Genomic DNA, 13,590 nt, shown 5'->3' with positions numbered 1-13,590 from the left:
GCTGCACGCTGAATCTGCGACGTGACAGCAGAGTTCATACCTGTTGTACCGCACAGATGCACTGTGTACCCGGGTTTCAAGGCAACCGCCCTGGCCACTCTTCTGACGAGCAACGTGTGACCGCCGAGCTCCGCGCCAGGACTGCGGGTCATAGGGAAGCGGGGCGATTGCGTCACGCGGACGTTCCCCATCGCCAGGTTCCGCCTGTGCACCACCGTCACGGACCCGACGGCCTCACAGGTAGCCGACCTGCTGGAGAAGCTGTCGACCTCGCGCTTGGCGGCGAAGACCCGGCGGATCTCGGCCAGGATCCGCGTTGAGCTGGATGGTATTCCTCAGCCGCCGCTTCGGCCGCCACCATCTGCGCGCACGCCGCGCGGGCGAGGCGAGGCCAGGGCCCGGCGGCAAGGTCGGCGACGGGCACCAGGGGCTCCCAGGTGTCGGGGGCGCGGTCCACCGGCATCACCGGTTCCCGGCCGGCGGCCTCATCGAGCAGCGGCTGTGTCCATGCGGCTATGCGGTTGCGCTGGTGGTCGGCGTTGAGCATGCCCCGCATCTCCGCCATCTTCGAGGTGCTGAAGATGGTGTCCGCCTCGTCCACCAGCAGGGTGGGAGGTTCGTCGGTGATGGAGCGGAGGACGGCCGCGGGCGTGGTGTTGATGGTGAGCATCGGCTCGTGGACCGTCTCGATCAGCACCTCCAGCAGCCGCGACTTGCCGCACCGCTTCGCCGGCCCGACCACCGCCAGACGCGGGGCATGCTGCCACGGGGGCTGCAGGTGCGGCGCCGCCACCCACAGCGTCACCGCATCCAGCGCCTGCCGGGAAGGCAGGATCACGAACTGGGCTACCTGAGAACGCAGGTGAGAGGTCGAGACCTCCGAGCCCAAGACAGACTGCGGCTTCCGCGTGGTCGCGCTCGACGACGGCACCGTCAACGTTCTGAGGCGGCACCGCGCGCAGCAGGACGCTGAATGCGAGGAGTGGCGATCAGCCTGGGTCGAGACCGGCATGGTCTTCACCCGGGAAGACGGCTCCCGGCTCCATCCTGGGAAGCTGACCGACCTCTTCGAGCGCCTCGTCGCCGCTTTCGGCTTCCCGCCGATCTGACTGCACGACCTCCGGCACGGCGCGGTCTCACTCATGCTCGCCGCCGGCATCGACGTGAAGATCGTGTCGGTCACGCTCGAGCACGGTGACACTCGGATAACGCGGGACATTTGCCAGAGCTTCCTGCCGCAAGTCGACAAGAATACGGCCGAGGCCAGGGCCAAGAGGAAGGGCAAGCGGAGAAGCGCAAGAGGTAGGGCACCAGCCCGCTCCGCTCACGCATCGCTCACGCAAGCAAAGCCACGACACCCCGACCGCGTCCCCCGTCACGCCCAGAGCAACAAAAAACCCCAGGTCACGGGCAATGTGACCTGGGGTTTGACTGAGCCGCCTTCGGGATTCGAACCCGAGACCTACGCATTACGAGTGCGTTGCTCTGGCCATCTGAGCTAAGGCGGCACGCTCTGTCACACCATGGTGCGGTCAGCAGCGAGGCCAAGTCTACACAGTTTCGCGGGGTGCTCCGCACCACCCGTCACCGCGGCCGTATGCGCAGGTCAGGTGCACTTCTTGCCGTCCTCGGGAGGTGTGCCGTCCAACAGATAGGTGTTGATCGCCGTGTCGATGCAGTCGCTCCCCCGGCCGTACGCCGTGTGGCCGTCGCCCTCGTAGGTCAGCAGGGTGCCGGAGGAGAGCTGGTCCGCCAGGGACTTCGCCCACGTGTAGGGGGTGGCCGGGTCGCGGGTGGTGCCGACGACGACGATCGGGGCCGCGCCCTCGGCCTCCGTGCGGTGCGGAGTGCCGGTGGGCTCCACGGGCCAGGGAGCGCAGTTCAGGGCCGCCCAGGCGAACCCCCGGCCGAAGACCGGGGATGCCTTCTCGAACTCCGGGAGCGCCTTCTCCACCGCTTCGGGGCCGGAGAAGGCGGGGGCGAGGTCGAGGCAGTTCACGGCGGCGTTGGCGAACATCAGGTTCTGGTACGAGCCGTTCGGGTCGCGCTCGTAGTAGCTGTCGGCCAGGGCGAGGAGGCCGGAGCCGTCGCCGCGCTGCGCGGCGGCGACCGCCTGGCGGAGCTGGGGCCAGGCGGACTCGTCGTACATCGCGGCGATCACCCCGGTGGTGCCCAGCGACTCCGTCAACCGGCGGGTCCCGCCCGTCGCCGCCGGCTCGGAGTCCAGGTCGGCGAAGAGCTTCTTGAGCTCGGTCGCCGCGTTCGCGGTGGACGTCGTGCCGAGCGGGCAGTCGTCCTGCTTCACGCAGTCGGCGGCGAAGGACTGGAACGCCGCCTCGAAACCCGCGGTCTGGTCGCGGTTGATGTCGATCGCGGGGAGCGACGGGTCCATGGCACCGTCCAGGACGAGCCGCCCGACCCGCGCGGGGAAGAGGTCGGCATACGTCGCGCCGAGGAACGTGCCGTACGAGGCCCCGACGTAGTGCAGCTTGTCGTCACCGAGCAGCGAGCGCAGGATGTCCATGTCGCGCGCCGTCTCGACGGTGGAGACGTGCGGGAGGATCTTCCCGGAGCGCTTCTCGCAGCCGGCCGCGAACTTCTCGTAGGACGCGGCGAGCGCGGCGACCTCGGCCTTGTCGTCCGGGGTCTGGTCCACCTGCGTGTAGGTGTCCATCTCCTTGCCGGTGAGGCACTCGACCGGCTCGCTGCGGGCCACCCCGCGCGGATCGACGGCCACCATGTCGTACCGGGCACGGACCGGCGCCGGGTAGCCGATGGCCGCGTACCCCTGGAGGTAGCCGACGGCCGAGCCGCCGGGTCCGCCGGGATTCACCAGGAGCGAGCCGATCCGCTTGCCCGGACCGGTCGCCTTCTTCCGTGAAACGGCGAGCTTCACGTCGCCGCCGTCGGGCTCGGCGTAGTCCAGCGGGGCCTTCATCGTGGTGCACTGGAAGCCCTCGACTCCGCAGTCACGCCAGCGGAGCTCCTGGCCGTAGTACGGCTGGAGTTCCTCGGAGGCGGCCGAGCCCGTCGCCGACGCGCTCGGCGCCGAACCTCCGCCGGAACAGCCGGAGACGAGAAGGCCGGCAGTGCCGAGCGCGATGGCGAACGTACGGAGCAGGCGCCTGGTGTCCATCCCCGGAGCGTAGCCGCCGTGTGACGAGTCGACCGATTCCCTGCTCATACGGGTGAATTCAGCCGGCCTCACCGACCGGGCGGGACCACGGCGCCGGGCACCCGCTCCCGGACTCGGCCCGCCCGGAGGGGATCGGCCCCGGACGGAGTCGGCCCGCCCGGAGGGATCAGCCCGCCCGGACGGGGTCGGCCGGGGAGGGATCAGCCCGCCCGGAGCGCCACCGCCATCGACTCCACGGCGAGCAGGGGTGCGACGTTGCGGTCGAGGGCACGGCGGCAGGCGAACACGGCCTCGATCCGGCGCAGGGTGCGCTCGGGGGTGGAGGACTCGGCGATCCGGTCCAGGGAGTCCCGTACGTCCGTGTTGGCCAGCGCCGTCCCGGACCCGAGCTGGAGGGCCAGCACATCGCGGTAGAAGCCGGTGAGTTCGCTCAGCGCCAGGTCGAGGCTGTCGCGCTGGGTACGCGTCCTGCGGCGCTTCTGCCGGTCCTCCAGCTCCTTCATCGCCCCCGCGGTGCCCCGCGGCATCCGGCCGCCGGCCACGGCGCCGAGCGCCGCCTTCAGGTCGTCCGTCTCCTTGACGTCGACCTCCTCCGCGACCTGCTTGGCGTCGTCCGCCGCCGTGTCGATGAGCTCCTGGGCCGCCTTCAGGCAGCCGCCGACGTCGTGGACGCGCAGCGGGAGCTTGAGCACCGCGGCGCGCCGGGCGCGCGCCCGCTCGTCCGTGGCGAGGCGGCGCGCCCTGCCGATGTGCCCCTGGGTGGCGCGGGCCGCGGAGGCCGCCCGCTCCGGGTCGATGCCGTCCCGCCTGACCAGCACATCGGCGACGGCGGCCACCGGAGGCGTGCGCAGGGTGAGATGACGGCAGCGGGACCGGATCGTGGGCAGCACGTCCTCCAGGGACGGGGCGCAGAGCAGCCACACGGTCCGGGGCGCGGGCTCCTCCACCGCCTTCAGCAGGACGTTCCCCGCACCCTCCGTGAGGCGGTCGGCGTCCTCCATGACGATGACCTGCCAGCGCCCCACGGCGGGGGACAGCTGGGCACGGCGGACGAGCTCGCGGGTCTCTTTCACACCGATGGAGAGCAGATCCGTGCGGATCACCTCGACATCGGCGTGGGTGCCGATCAGCGCCGTGTGGCAGCCGTCGCAGAAGCCGCATCCGGGTGCCCCGCCCAGCGCCCGGTCGGGGCTGGTGCACTGGAGCGCCGCGGCGAACGCCCGGGCCGCGGTGGCCCGGCCGGAACCGGGCGGACCGGTGAACAGCCAGGCATGGGTCATCCTCGAACCGGGGGGAACCGGCTCCCCCACGGACTGGGCGGTGACCAGCGCATCGGCGTCCCCGGCGGCGGCACCGAGCTGCTCCTGCACTCGGTCCTGTCCGACCAGGTCGTCCCATACGGTCATGGTCACCGCCCTTCCGGTGGTGTGGTGCGGGAACGCCGGGTGTTCCGTCGCCTCCCCATTGTGCGGGAAGGCTCTGACAGCCCCGGCGCTCCGCTCCCGGTCACGCTCCCGGATGCGTCGTGCGCCCGTCAGCGGCGCGGCTTGCGCCCGCCCCGCCCGGAGTCGCCCTGATCGTCCTCGTGGCCGCCGAGCAGTTCGTCGGCCAGGGACGGCAGATCGTCGAGGGGCGTCTCCTCGGCCCAGTCGGGCCGCGGCCGCTTCCGGCGGCCCTGGGCGTCCTGTGCCGCCTGCGGGTCGTCGCCGACCTGCGGCAGTTCACGGGTGCGCTCGTTCTCGTTCTCGGCACCGGAAGCCCCGCGCTCCTCGCGGAAGACGCCCGGCGGCACCCGGTCCGAGGGGTCCTCGTCCCGTACGGGCCGCAGCACGGCGGTCTCGTCCGCGTCCCGCACGGGCGGCAGTACAGCGGTCTCGTCCACGTCCCGCTCCGGCCGGGCGACCGGGACGGGCTGCGTGATCTCGTTCGGGTTGACGACCGGTGTCGGAACGGTGAGCTCGTTGTCCGGAACGGACGGCCCCGAGGACCGCGTCGACCCGGAACCGGACCGGCCGGACTCCTGGGACCGCTGCGCGGCGGCGTCGGCCGCGGACTTCTCCGCGCGGGCGGCCGCCTCGGCCTCGGCACGGCGACGGGCCTCCTCGGACCTGAGCAGCGCCTCCTCCGCCTTGCGCTGCTTCTCCAGGCGGGCCTGCTCCGCCTCCTTGCGGAGCCGTGCCTCCTCCTGGGCCTGCCGGCGCAGCCGCTCCTGCTCGGCCTCGCGCACCCGGTCCTCGGCTTCGAGACGGGCCCGCTCCTCCTCCGCACGGCGTCGGGCGTCCTCGGCGCGCTGCCGGGCCTCCTCCGCCTGCCGCTCGGCCTCGCGCTGCCGCGCCTCTTCCTCCTCGCGGCGCTTGCGCTCCTCCTCCTCGGCACGGAGCTTGGCGAGCTGAGCCTGCCGCTCCTGCTCGAGGCGCTCCTCCTCGGCCTTGCGCGCCGCCTCTTCCTCGGCCTTGCGCCGGGCCTCCTCCTCGGCCGCCCTGCGCGCCTCCTCCTGAGCCTTGATCTCGGCCTCGGAGAGGGGCAGGAGCCGGTCGAGCCGGTGGCGTACGACGGTGGTGATCGCCTCCGCCTCCTGCCCGGCGTCCACCACCAGGTAGCGGGCCGGGTCGGCCGCCGCGAGGGTGAGGAAGCCGGAGCGCACCCGGTCGTGGAACTCGGCCGGCTCGGACTCCAGCCGGTCGGGCGCCTCGGTGAAGCGTTCCCGGGCGGTCTGCGGGTCGACGTCCAGGAGCACCGTCAGATGCGGGACGAGTCCGCTCGTCGCCCAGCGCGAGATCCTGGCGATCTCGGTCGGGGCGAGGTCACGGCCCGCGCCCTGGTAGGCGACGGACGAGTCGATGTAGCGGTCCGAGATGACGATCGCGCCGCGCTCCAGTGCCGGGCGCACGACCGAGTCGACGTGCTCCGCCCGGTCGGCGGCGTACAGCAGCGCCTCGGCGCGGTTGGACAGGCCGGCCGACGAGACGTCCAGCAGGATCGAACGCAGCCGCTTGCCGATCGGGGTGGCCCCCGGCTCGCGGGTCACGACGACCTCGTGGCCCTTGGCGCGGATCCATTCGGCGAGCGCCTCGACCTGGGTGGACTTGCCGGCTCCGTCGCCGCCCTCCAGGACGAGGAAGAAACCGTTCGCCGCGGGAGCGACCGCCGGGTCGCCGCCGCGCAGCGCCTCGCCCAGGTCACGGCGCAGCGGGACACCGGAGCGGTCGTCGGTCTTCGCGAGGACGATCACCGCGACGGGCAGCAGCAGCGCGCCGATGAGCATCAGCGCGAAGGCGGCACCGCCGTGCGCGAAGACGAAGTCGCCGGAGCCCAGCCGGTGGCGGCCGATCGCGGCGGCGAGCAGCGGGCCGCCCACCGCGCCGAGTGCGACCAGCACGCGGACGACCGCCTGGAGGTGCTCGGTGTTCCTGGCCTGCCGGGAGGCCTCGGTCTCCTGGTCGATGACCGTGTGCCCGAGGTGCGCGGCGACCCCCGCCGCGTAACCGGCGAGGAGCGCGATCAGCAGGCCGGTGGCGGTGTCCGGCACCAGGCCCAGCGCGAGGAGCGCCACCCCGGTGACGGCCACCGCCAGCGCCAGCAGCCGACGCCGCGACAGCGCGGGCAGCACCTTGCGCGCGGTACGGATACCGAGCGCGGTGCCCCCGGTCAGCCCCAGGATCAGCAGGGCGAAGGTGGCGGGGCCGCCGCCGAGGTCGGAGGCGTGGAGCACGGAGACGCCGGCAGCGGCGGCGACGGCCCCCGCGACCGCGGAGCACGCGGCGACGACCAGCGGGATGCTGCCGGTGCGGCCCTTGTCGGTTCCCGTGCCGGCGGACGGCCGGCGCAGCCCCTCCAGGGGCGAGCGCGGCCGGGGCGTCTGGGTGGCCGGGAGTTCGAGGAAGTACAGGGTGGAGACGGAGGCGGAGAAGAGTCCCGCCGCGATGTAGGAGCCGAGGGCCGCCTGGTGGAAGGAGAACCAGTCGAAGCCGGTGCCGAGCAGTTCACCGATCAGCGCGGCGACCAGCAGCACCGCGGCGGCCGCGGGGACCGCCAGGAAGGTCGTCCGCAGGGAGAGCCTGCGCAGGGCGTCGAGGTGGTCCGGCAGCGGGCGCACGGCGGCGCCCTCCGGGGGCGGGGCGGGGAGCAGCGCGGGGGCCGCGCTCTCCTTGGCGACCGCCCAGAGGCGTTCACCGAGACCCGCCACGAACACGGTGATGAGGACCATCATGAGTGCCTTGTCCGGCATCCAGTCGATCCACAGGGGCGCGACGACCAGCAGGGCGAGCCGGAGCCCGTCCGCCCCGATCATCAGCCACCGGCGGTCGACCGGCCCGCCGGGCGCGACGAGCGCCGTCAGAGGCCCCAGGAGGACGGCTCCGAAGAGCACGGTGGAAAGGATCCGGGCACCGAAGACGGCGGCGACGGCGAAGGCCGCCCCGCGGTATCCGGGCCCGAAGGAGCCCTCGAGGACCGCCGCCTGCAGCGACAGCAGAACCAGCACGAGAAGGGCGAGTGAATCGCCGATGCTGCCGACGAGCTGGGCGCTCCACAACCGCCGGAGCGGGGGAACACGCAACAGGGCTCGTACGGCGCGCTCGCGTGAGTCTGCGGCAAGTGTGTCGGAGGTGGGGCTCACGACCGGAGGCTGCTCGGCTCGCGTCATCCGCCCAGCCTATCGGGCGCGGCACGGTGCCTGCGGGCCGCGTCCGAACATATGCCCCATAGCGGCGCCGGCCCGTCTCACGCGCATGCCGTGAGGTCCGGGGCGACCCGGTCCTCACGGCATGGAGGCAGGGCCGACGGCCGGCTCGGCGACGTCCCGCGCCCGGCCGTACGCCCGCTCCCGCGGGTGCCCGGTGCCGTGCGCGCAGGCCGGGCGCCCGTTCGGTCAGCTCTCCTCGGACGGCGCCGGGGCGGCGCTCCTCGCCGTGGTGGCGGCCTTCTTCGCGGGGGCCTTCTTGGCGGCCGTCGTCTTCTTCGCGGCCGTCGTCTTGGTGGCCGTGGCCTTCTTGGCGGTCGTCTTCTTGGCGGCCGTCGCCTTCTTGGCCGTCGTGGCCTTCTTCGCGGTCGCCTTCTTGGCCGGGGCCTTCTTCGCCGTCTTCTTCTTCGCCGGCCCCTTGGCCCGCTTCTCCGCGAGCAGCTCGTAGCCGCGCTCCGGCGTGATGTCCTCGACGCTGTCATCGGTCCGCAGCGTCGCGTTGGTCTCACCGTCGGTGACGTACGCGCCGAACCGGCCGTCCTTGACGACCACCGGTGCCCCGCTGACGGGGTCCGTGCCCAGTTCCTTCAGCGGCGGCTTGGCGGCGGCCCGCCCGCGCTGCTTCGGCTGGGCGTAGATCGCGAGGGCCTCGTCGAGCGTGATGTCGAAGAGCTGCTCCTCGGACGTCAGCGAACGCGAGTCGGTGCCCTTCTTGAGGTAGGGACCGTAGCGGCCGTTCTGCGCGGTGATCTCGACGCCCTCGGCGTCCTCACCGACGACGCGCGGCAGCGACATCAGCTTGAGCGCGTCGGCGAGCGTCACCGTGTCGAGCGACATCGACTTGAAGAGGGACGCGGTCCGCGGCTTCACCGCGTTCTTGCCCGTCTTCGGCGTGCCCTCCGGCAGCACCTCGGTGACGTAGGGGCCGTAGCGCCCGAGCTTGGCGACGATCTGGTTCCCGCCGACCGGGTCGGCGCCGAGCTCGAAGTCGCCGCTCGGCTTGGCCAGCAGCTCCTCCGCGAGCTCCACGGTCAGCTCGTCGGGCGCCAGGTCCTCCGGCACGTCCGCGCGCTGGTGGTCCTCGGAGTCCTTCTCGCCCCGCTCGATGTACGGACCGTAACGGCCGACCCGCAGCTTGATGTCGTTGCCGACGGGGAACGAGGAGATCTCGCGGGCGTCGATCGCGCCCAGGTCGGTGACGAGCTCCTTCAGGCCGCCGAGGTGGTCGCCGTCACCGTTGCCCGCGTCGGAGGCCGCACCGGCTCCGGCCGTGTCGTCCCCCGCCCCGAAGTAGAAGCGGCGCAGCCACGGCACGGACTGGGCCTCGCCCCGCGCGATGCGGTCGAGGTCGTCCTCCATCCGGGCGGTGAAGTCGTAGTCCACGAGCCGGCCGAAGTGCTTCTCCAGCAGGTTCACCACGGCGAACGAGAGGAACGACGGCACCAGGGCCGTGCCCTTCTTGAACACGTAGCCGCGGTCCAGGATGGTCCCGATGATCGAGGCGTAGGTCGACGGACGGCCGATCTCGCGCTCTTCGAGCTCCTTGACCAGCGAGGCCTCGGTGTAGCGGGCCGGGGGCTTGGTCGCATGACCGTCGACCGTGACCTCGTCGGCGGTGAGCGCGTCGCCCTCGGCGACCTGCGGGAGCCGGCGCTCACGGTCGTCCAGCTCGGCGTTCGGGTCGTCGGCGCCTTCGACGTAGGCCTTCATGAAGCCGTGGAAGGTGATCGTCTTGCCGGACGCGGAGAACTCGGCGTCGCGGCCGTCGCTCGCCCGGCCGCCGATCTTCACCGTGACGGAGTTACCCGTGGCGTCCTTCATCTGGGAGGCGACGGTCCGCTTCCAGATGAGCTCGTAGAGCCGGAACTGGTCACCGGTGAGGCCGGTCTCCGCCGGGGTGCGGAAGCGGTCGCCGGAGGGGCGGATCGCCTCGTGCGCCTCCTGCGCGTTCTTGACCTTGCCGGCGTACGTGCGGGGCTTCTCGGGCAGGTAGTTCGCCCCGTACAGCTGCGTGACCTGCGCCCGGGCCGCGGAGACCGCGGTGTCCGAGAGGGTCGTGGAGTCCGTACGCATGTAGGTGATGAAGCCGTTCTCGTACAGCTTCTGGGCCACCTGCATCGTGGCCTTGGCGCCGAAGCCCAGCTTCCGGCTCGCCTCCTGCTGGAGGGTCGTGGTGCGGAAGGGCGCGTACGGCGAGCGGCGGTACGGCTTCGACTCGACCGAGCGGACCGCGAACGCGGAGTCGGCGAGCGCCGCGGCCAGGGCGCGGGCGCCGGTCTCGTCCAGGTGCAGCGTCTGGGCGGAGCCCTGCTTCAGCTGCCCGTCGGGGCCGAAGTCGCGGCCCTGGGCGATGCGGCGCCCGTCGACCGCGCTGAGGCGGGCGACGAGCGTCGAGGGGTCGGAAGCGTCACCGGTGCGCCCGGTGGCAAACGTGCCGGTCAGGTCCCAGTACTCGGCGGAACGGAAGGCGATGCGCTCGCGTTCCCGCTCGACGACGAGGCGGGTGGCGACGGACTGGACACGGCCGGCGGAGAGCCGCGGCATGACCTTCTTCCACAGGACCGGCGAGACCTCGTAGCCGTAGAGGCGGTCGAGGATACGGCGGGTCTCCTGGGCGTCGACCATGCGCTGGTTGAGCTCGCGCGGGTGGGCGACGGCGGACCGGATCGCGTCCTTGGTGATCTCGTGGAAGACCATCCGGTGGACGGGGACCTTCGGCCTGAGGACTTCCTGCAGGTGCCACGCGATGGCTTCGCCCTCGCGGTCCTCATCGGTGGCGAGGAAGAGTTCGTCGGATTCGGCGAGGAGCTGCTTGAGCTTCCTGACCTGGGCTTTCTTGTCCGCGTTGACGACGTAGATCGGCTGGAAGTCATTGTCGACGTCCACGCCGAGACGGCGTACCTCACCGGTGTACTCGTCCGGCACCTCGGCGGCGCCGTTCGGCAGGTCGCGGATGTGCCCGACGCTCGCCTCGACGACGTATCCGGGGCCGAGGTAGCCCTTGATCGTCTTCGCCTTGGCAGGCGACTCGACGATGACGAGTCGGCGGCCTGCGGTCTCGCTGGTCGGGGACAACTTCGCTCTTCTCTCCGGTCGGCACTCGTGGGCATCCGGGCGGCGCTGTGGCGCTGCCCGCGGTGCTGTCGCTGCGGAGTGTGACGGTACAACCCGCCCCCGTGTCAAACGGCAAAAGCCCGCAACGGCCACTCGAACGGTAACCCGACTTCCGCCATTCCTGCCGCCCGGACCACCCGGTCCGCTCGTCGGGGAGCCGCCGCCTGCGGGTTTCGGGGCCCGGCCGGGGAACCTTCCGGAAAGCCGTCCGGCGGCCCGCCGCCCCTGCGGGAGAAGAGGATCAGATGCGGGTGAGGCACCACACGCCGAGGACGAGGAAGAGTACGCCGAAGAGCGTGGCCAGAAGGGTGGAGGCGACGGGGCTCACACCGCGTGCCACCGGCGCGCGCTGGACGGTGCGCGCCCCTGTCCAGACGAGGAGTGCGGTACCGAACAGCGCGAACGTCGCACCGGCGAAGACCGCGGTGACACTCTCCATGCCCGTACCCCTCACACTCTTCGCCCCGGCTTCCGCCGCGGATTCCGTGCGCCGTCGTGCGCCCCGCTGGACGGCGTGGCCGTCGGGGATGCCCGGACGGCTCCGCAGGGGGAGGCTGCCACCCCGGGGCATCGGTGCGTGGAACCCGGGATGAACGCCGCAGGACCGTCCGGCGTACCGCCGTAGCGGAACCCGCACGACGCACCGGAGCGCTGCGCGACCGGGACCGGAACACCGCTGGCAGGGCCGCCCCCCGACGCCGGAAGGGGCTGCTCCGGTACGCCGGAGCGGAGCGGTACGGACGCGTGCTCCGCACGGGTGCGGAGCACGCAGGTGGAGAGCGGGGGCGACGGGACGTGCGGAACGGGGGCGACGGTGGGGCGGGGGCGGCTGTGGCAGGGGCGGCTGCGGGGCGGGGGCTGCCGGGCAGAGGCGGGACAGCCGAGACCGGGCGTGGGCTGCCACCGGGGCCCCGGGGCGGTCAGGACGCGGGGCAGCCGGGACACAGGAACAGTGAGGCAGTGGGGCTACCGGACAGCCGGACGGCCCGGTGGTCGGCCGGGAGCCGCCGCGCCACCGAGGGCCGTCCCGGACGTGAGGCCTCCGGGGCCGGGGGACCTCGGACGCCGGGGACGGTCGGCGCCGCGGGTCGGCGACGGCCGGGCCGTCACCGCACGGGCTCCAGGAAGCCCTCCTCGACCAGCAGCCGGATCGCCTGGGGCGTCCGGTCGCGCAGCAGCACCGGGTCCTCCGCCATCAGCTGGGCGATGGCGTCCAGGATCCGGCCCGCGGGCAGCGAACCGTCGCACACTCCCGCGAACCCCGCTCCGACGGCGTCGACCTTCGTCGCCCGGCGCATTCCGCGGTGCTGACGCAGCACCACATGCTCGGGGTCCTCGGCGCCCGGCAGTCCGACCTGCTCCTGCACGACCTCCTCGGCCAGGGTGAAGTGCGCGGAGAGCAGGGCCGCGTCGTCGTGCTCCCGCAGATAGTCCTGTCGTGCGAAATGAGCCTCCACGGCGGCCCCTAGGGGCTGTTCCACCGCGTGCGGCCACTCCTCCGCCACGACCGAGGGACTTCCGACGGCCGCCGCGGACTTGCGCAGCGTGATCCACCCGAAGCCGACGGCCTTGGTGCTGCGGGCCTCGAACTCGTCGAGCCAGGCTTCGTACCGCTCGGCGTACAGGGCCGGATCCGTGCGGTGGTCGCCGCTGTCACGCAGCCACAACTCGGCGTACTGCGTGACGTCCTGCACCTCGCGCTGCACGATCCAGGCGTCGCAGCCGGCAGGCACCCAGGAGCGCACCCGGTCCTGCCACTCCTCACCCTCCACGTGCTGCCAGTTGGCGAGGAACTGCGCGTAACCGCCTTCCTCCAGCCGCTCACCGGCCTGCTGCACGAGCGTCCGGCACAGATCGTCACCGCCCATGCCGCCGTCGCGGTAGGTCAGCCGGGCGCCCGGCGAGATGACGAAGGGCGGGTTGGACACGATCAGGCCGTACGTCTCGGTGCCGACGGGCTCGAAGAGCGATCCCTCCCGCAGGTCGGCGGGGGTCGCCCCCGACAGGGCAAGGGTCAGACGGGTGAACTCCAGGGCGCGCGGGTTGACGTCCGTGGCCGTGACCCGGGTGGCGTGCTGGGCGGCGTGCAGGGCCTGGATACCGGAACCCGTGCCGAGGTCGAGCGCCGAGGTGACGGGCCTTCGCACCGTGATCCCGGCGAGCGTCGTGGAGGCCCCTCCGACGCCCAGGACGACGCCCTCCTCGTGCGAGCCGATGCCCCCGGCCCCGCCCACGGCGCACCCCAGATCGGAGACGATGAACCAGTCCTGCCCCTCGGGCCCGCCGTACGGGCGGACGTCGACGGTGGCCCTGACCAGGCCGTCCTCGTGGACCGCCCAGCCGTCCTCGACGCACTCATCGAGCGGGAGGGCTTCGGCGGCCGAGGCAGCCGGCACGGGGCGCTGCAGGAGGAACAGCCGCACCAGTGTGTCCAGCGGCGTGTTCCCGCGGGCGGCTCGGAGCGCCGGGACGGTCTCGCTGCGGGCGAGGGCGGCGTACGCGGGCGCGCCGAGCCGTTCGAGGAGGCCGTCGGCGGTGAACGCGGCGGCGATCAGGGCTTCGCGGAGCCGGGCGGCGCGATCGGATGCGGGGAGGCTGGTCGTACTCACCCGACCATTGTGGACGCTCCCGCCGACAACGGCAGCGGCCCGGCGCCCAG

6 protein-coding genes, 1 tRNA gene and 2 pseudogenes are annotated in these 13,590 nt (G+C 72.6%); 1 reads left to right on the top strand and 8 read right to left on the bottom strand.

Annotated features, from left to right (window positions below; genetic code table 11):
• Nucleotides 1–251: 251 nt before the first annotated feature.
• Nucleotides 252–889 (bottom strand): annotated as a pseudogene (locus tag ABZ172_RS07145) (DUF3631 domain-containing protein); the annotation flags it as partial.
• Between ABZ172_RS07145 and ABZ172_RS07140 the strand changes: the two are divergent.
• Nucleotides 867–1,274, top strand: a pseudogene (locus ABZ172_RS07140) (tyrosine-type recombinase/integrase); the annotation flags it as partial. The pseudogenes ABZ172_RS07145 and ABZ172_RS07140 sit on opposite strands and share 23 nt — an antisense overlap.
• A gap of 160 nt (nucleotides 1,275–1,434) precedes the next feature.
• Here the strand turns inward: ABZ172_RS07140 and ABZ172_RS07135 are convergent.
• The 7 genes from ABZ172_RS07135 to ABZ172_RS07105 all read right to left on the bottom strand — a co-directional run bounded on the left by ABZ172_RS07135 (nucleotide 1,435) and on the right by ABZ172_RS07105 (nucleotide 13,540).
• Nucleotides 1,435–1,508, bottom strand: a tRNA-Thr gene (locus tag ABZ172_RS07135).
• A 98-nt stretch (nucleotides 1,509–1,606) separates the two neighbouring features.
• Nucleotides 1,607–3,136 carry an alpha/beta hydrolase gene (locus ABZ172_RS07130; protein ID WP_356881006.1) on the bottom strand — a complete coding sequence of 510 codons (1,530 nt, stop codon included), beginning with the start codon at nucleotides 3,134–3,136 and terminating at the stop codon, nucleotides 1,607–1,609.
• Between the two features lie 200 nt (nucleotides 3,137–3,336).
• Nucleotides 3,337–4,542, bottom strand: coding sequence for a DNA polymerase III subunit delta' (locus ABZ172_RS07125; protein WP_356881004.1), 1,206 nt, complete (start codon nucleotides 4,540–4,542; stop codon nucleotides 3,337–3,339).
• A 128-nt stretch (nucleotides 4,543–4,670) separates the two neighbouring features.
• Nucleotides 4,671–7,781, bottom strand: a complete 3,111-nt coding sequence (tmk, locus tag ABZ172_RS07120) for a dTMP kinase (RefSeq protein ID WP_356881001.1) — start codon at nucleotides 7,779–7,781, stop codon at nucleotides 4,671–4,673.
• 225 nt (nucleotides 7,782–8,006) lie between these two features.
• The gene (gene topA, locus ABZ172_RS07115) at nucleotides 8,007–10,892 is read right to left on the bottom strand and encodes a type I DNA topoisomerase (protein WP_356880999.1); all 2,886 of its coding nucleotides are present in this window, start codon (nucleotides 10,890–10,892) and stop codon (nucleotides 8,007–8,009) included.
• Between the two features lie 280 nt (nucleotides 10,893–11,172).
• Nucleotides 11,173–11,370 carry a hypothetical protein gene (locus ABZ172_RS07110; protein ID WP_356880997.1) on the bottom strand — a complete coding sequence of 66 codons (198 nt, stop codon included), beginning with the start codon at nucleotides 11,368–11,370 and terminating at the stop codon, nucleotides 11,173–11,175.
• A gap of 667 nt (nucleotides 11,371–12,037) precedes the next feature.
• Entirely contained in the window at nucleotides 12,038–13,540 is a 1,503-nt protein-coding gene (locus ABZ172_RS07105; RefSeq protein ID WP_356880995.1) for a methyltransferase, read from the bottom strand.
• Between the last annotated feature and the right edge of the window lie 50 nt (nucleotides 13,541–13,590).

This window comes from Streptomyces sp. NPDC006296, from assembly GCF_040613235.1.
Lineage (GTDB): Bacteria > Actinomycetota > Actinomycetes > Streptomycetales > Streptomycetaceae > Streptomyces.
Note: the sequence above shows the minus strand (reverse complement) of the source record. Positions and strands in the feature narration are given on the sequence as shown.